Source organism: Kordia sp., assembly GCF_045105435.1.
Classification (GTDB): domain Bacteria; phylum Bacteroidota; class Bacteroidia; order Flavobacteriales; family Flavobacteriaceae; genus Kordia.
Genome location: NZ_JBGCDL010000125.1, coordinates 1 through 4,122, shown reverse-complemented (window position 1 = coordinate 4,122; position 4,122 = coordinate 1). Strand labels below are relative to the sequence as shown.

Here is a 4,122-nt window from a genome sequence, read left to right as displayed (position 1 = left end):
TTGGAATAAAGAAAAAGTATAGCATATTGAGTAGAGAATACCTTTAATTTAAATTAAGAGATTTATTCGCTTTACATTATTTATGTTTTCGCAATCTTGGTTTAAATTGGCTACAACGTATGTATAATAGGAATTCCAGTTATTTTTCTAAAATTACAAATTTTTATTGCAAAATCTATGATATCCTTAATAGGTAATGACAATCTAGGAAGAAGGAATTTATACCTCTCAAATCCTCCATCAAAAAGTTCGAACTTTGAAGGTTCGCGGTCACAACTAAATGAAAAGCAAGCTAAAATAAATGGCTTGCTTTTTTATTTTCGGATGTTTTTCATTTACAAAGCGGAGCTTTAAGGAAACTAAATCCTACCAAAGTCACAAAAAGGCAATTCGCACATATACGCTCTCAAAACAAGTAGTTCAGCAAAGAAATAGTGCATTTCAGAAAGGAAGGCATTCCCTTTTTATAATTTATAGTACTTTTATTGAAACTTTTTCACTTGCGTCAGTCACTATTCATCATATATTTTTTCTTTACAAGCTTGGTCATTTGGGCGCAAGAACCTGTTAGTATACACCTAACAGAAGCAAACGGGTTACCAGACATTGAGTTTTACGACAGTATCGAAGACGCAGAAGGCTATATATGGCTGGCAGGAAATAAAGGTCTCTTTCGCTATGATGGGAAAGAATACATTGCCTATTCGCATCCAGAAAAACGCGGACGTTCCTTTTTTAACTTAAAGTTAGATGCAAAAGGACGTTTGTGGTTTAATAATATTGCGGGACAGTTTTTTTATATAGAAAATAATAAAATTGTACTATTTATAGATGTTCAAAATCGACTCAATGGCGCATTGGCAGATTATACAATTCATAATGAATATCTACTAATTCGAAAACAAAAAGGTACAATTTGGATTGATCTTAACACGAAAAAAGTAGTGAATACCACGCCCAATGTATTCGGAACAAATATTGGCTACATAGAAAATGATCGTTATTATTACTTATCAAACGAAAACAAATTACGCTACCAAAACATTCAGACGAAAGAAATTAAGGAAGCCGTAAAAACACAACTAAATCCTGCAAAAGAATATCCATCTTTTACGAGTTTCTACAAAGTTTACAACGGACATTTATTGCTTTTTCAATCCAAAATAGGCGATCAAAACAGTTTGTTTCATATTCAAAATGAAACCATTACGGAACTACAATTGCCTGCCGAACTGAATGAAACACGCACACAAGTTATACAAGAATTTGACAAACTCTTCTATTTTGCGACTATGAATGGTATTATTGTGACGAAACGCTCCGGAAACCAACTCAAAATTATAGCACGCTATCTACAATCGTATGCAACGACAGAAATCACCAAAGATTTTCAACAAAACTTATGGATTCCGACCTTAAATACAGGTGTTTTTGTAATTCCGAACGAAAGTTTACGTGTCGTATCAAATACAAAAAAAAATATTTCTGCACTCGAAAAAAAGACAGATTCAACCTATTTTACAGGTGATACAAAAGGAAATATCAACGTAGTCAACTTGAAAGGAAACATTAAAGAAACCTTCAATTTTAATGACAATTCTAACGTTCGCAAGCTCAATTACAATCCAACGACAAAAATTCTCTATTACAATTCCGACAAGCAAGTTTTAAAATATCATACCGAAAATAAAACTAGCAATCGCATTCAAAAATTAAGTCCTGCAAAGTCAATTTCGCATATCAAAAACGATCAATACTTGCAGAGTTATTCACATGGAACGTTCTATGGAAATGAAGAAAAATCAACAGAAATCAACCAAAAACGAGCGTACAAATCCATCTATTCAAAACACAATAAAAAAGCATATATCGCCAATATTGACGGTTTATTACTGTACGATTCGCTATTTAACTTTCAAAAGGCGATTCAACACAAAAACAAACCCATTTTTAGTTTTGACATTGACGAAGCTTCCGATGGAATAATTTGGGCAGCAACCTACGACAATGGTGTTTTGGGAATTAAAAATGATAAAGTTGTCACGGTTTTAAATACCGAAAACGGATTGGCTTCAAAATCGATCAATAAAATAAAAACTGATGGCAAAAACCTCTGGATTGTCACAGATAACGGTTTGCAATACTACACGAGCAATACACAAACATTTCAAACCATCAACAAACGTGACGGCTTGCTTTCCTACAATATCAACAATATTGAAACCTTTGGGAACGAAGTCATATTCAGTTCAAATCTCGGAATATTTCGTTTCAACAAACGCACGGTTTTCAAACAATGGAGCACGCCAGAAGTTTACTTTACAAACATAAACTTAGAAGAAAAACAAGTTCCGTTAACAACGACGTACACCATAAAACAGCAACAAAGCGAGATTGAAATCCGATTCAACTCAAAAGGATTTCAGTCCGATACATTTGTGCGCTACGAATACCAACTAAAAGGTTTTAACGATTCGTGGAATGTTATCGATAAAGGACAATTGGCTGTAAAATTCAACACGCTGCCCGCTGGAAACTTCACCTTTAACTTACGCGCCAAAAATGCAAGCGGAACGCAATATTCGGAACCAAAAAGCATTCAATTCAGCATTACGCTTCCGTTTTGGAAACAAGCTTGGTTTATCATTTTAGTCATGTGTACAGCGTTGGCAATTGTAATTTTATACTACAAAAAACAAATTCGATCGCGCGAGAAGCAAAAAAACAAAGAATTACAACAATTGGAGATCGATAAACAATTGGTAAACTTGCGTTTAGAAAACCTACGCTCGCAAATGAATCCCCATTTTATCTTCAATGCACTCAACTCCATTCAGGAATATATTGTGCTCAATCAACAAAACTTAGCGAGTACATATTTGGTAAAATTCTCTCGTTTAATTCGCACGTATTTAGAGCAAAGTCAAGAAAAAGAAATCACACTCGATCAAGAATTAAAAGCACTACACTTATACCTTGAATTGGAAAAAGTTCGCTTTGAAGAAGAACTCACTTATGAAATTTCAGTTGCCGAAAATTTAGCGTTGGAAACCATTAAAATTCCTTCATTATTCATTCAACCATACATAGAAAACGCCATAAAACATGGTTTGCATCACAAAATAGACAATCGAAAACTAGCGGTTTCTTTCAAAAAACAAAATGAACAATTGGTATGTGAAATCACCGATAATGGCATTGGTCGTAAAGCAGCGCAACAAATCAAAGAAAGCCAAACGCAGTATTACAAATCGTTTGCAACACGTGCCAATACGGAACGTGTGGAACTCATAAACAAAGATCGTCTGCAAAAAATTGAAGTACTTATTAGCGACTTAACAGACGAAAATCAACAACCTACAGGAACGTGTGTCAGCATTCAAATTCCTTTAAAAAAATAACCATGAACGTATTAATCATAGACGACGAACGAAAAGCGCAAAACCTACTAGAAGCGCTCTTGCAACAAAATTGTTTGCAAATTTCGGCAATTGACAAAGCGTCCAACTTGCTCGAAGGCGTCAAAACCATCAAAGCGAAAAAACCGCAAATTGTTTTCTTAGATATTGACATGCCGCAACATTCGGGCTTGCAAATTTTGGAATTCTTTGAAAACGAACCTGTCGATTTCCAAATCATCTTTGTCACGGCATACAACGAATTTGCCGTAGAAGCCTTCAAACTTGCTGCGGTCGATTATTTGTTAAAACCCATCGATGTTTCCGAACTCACGCAAGCCGTAAGCAAAGCGGAAAAAATCATCAATGATCAAAACATTAATACACAAATTCACGACTTAAAACTGGCATTTAAGCAAATGGCAGTCAGTAAAATAGCGCTCGAAATCCCGAAAGGAATCATCTTTGCTGCCGAAGACGATATTTACTATTTTGAAGCAGACGGAATGTACACAAAAGTATATTTGCAAGGCAATCGCACCGAATTTATCTGCAAGCCACTCAAGCATTTCGCCGATCAATTGGCGCACAAACCGATTTTTTACAAGCCGCATCGCTCCTACCTTATCAATCTAAAACACATCAAAGAACTCTCCAAAAAAGATGGTTTTCATCTCATCATGGAAAACAACAAAACCATTCCAATCTCTCGCGACAAAAAAGA

At 35.1% G+C, this 4,122-nt stretch carries 2 protein-coding genes; both read left to right on the top strand.

Annotated features, from left to right (window positions below; genetic code table 11):
• The first annotated feature begins 500 nt into the window (after positions 1-500).
• Positions 501-3,401 carry a histidine kinase gene (locus tag AB8B65_RS06380; RefSeq protein ID WP_405300032.1) on the top strand — a complete coding sequence of 967 codons (2,901 nt, stop codon included), beginning with the start codon at positions 501-503 and terminating at the stop codon, positions 3,399-3,401.
• 2 nt (positions 3,402-3,403) lie between these two features.
• Positions 3,404-4,122: LytR/AlgR family response regulator transcription factor (locus tag AB8B65_RS06375; RefSeq protein ID WP_405300031.1), on the top strand; the 719-nt coding region annotated here is incomplete at its 3' end.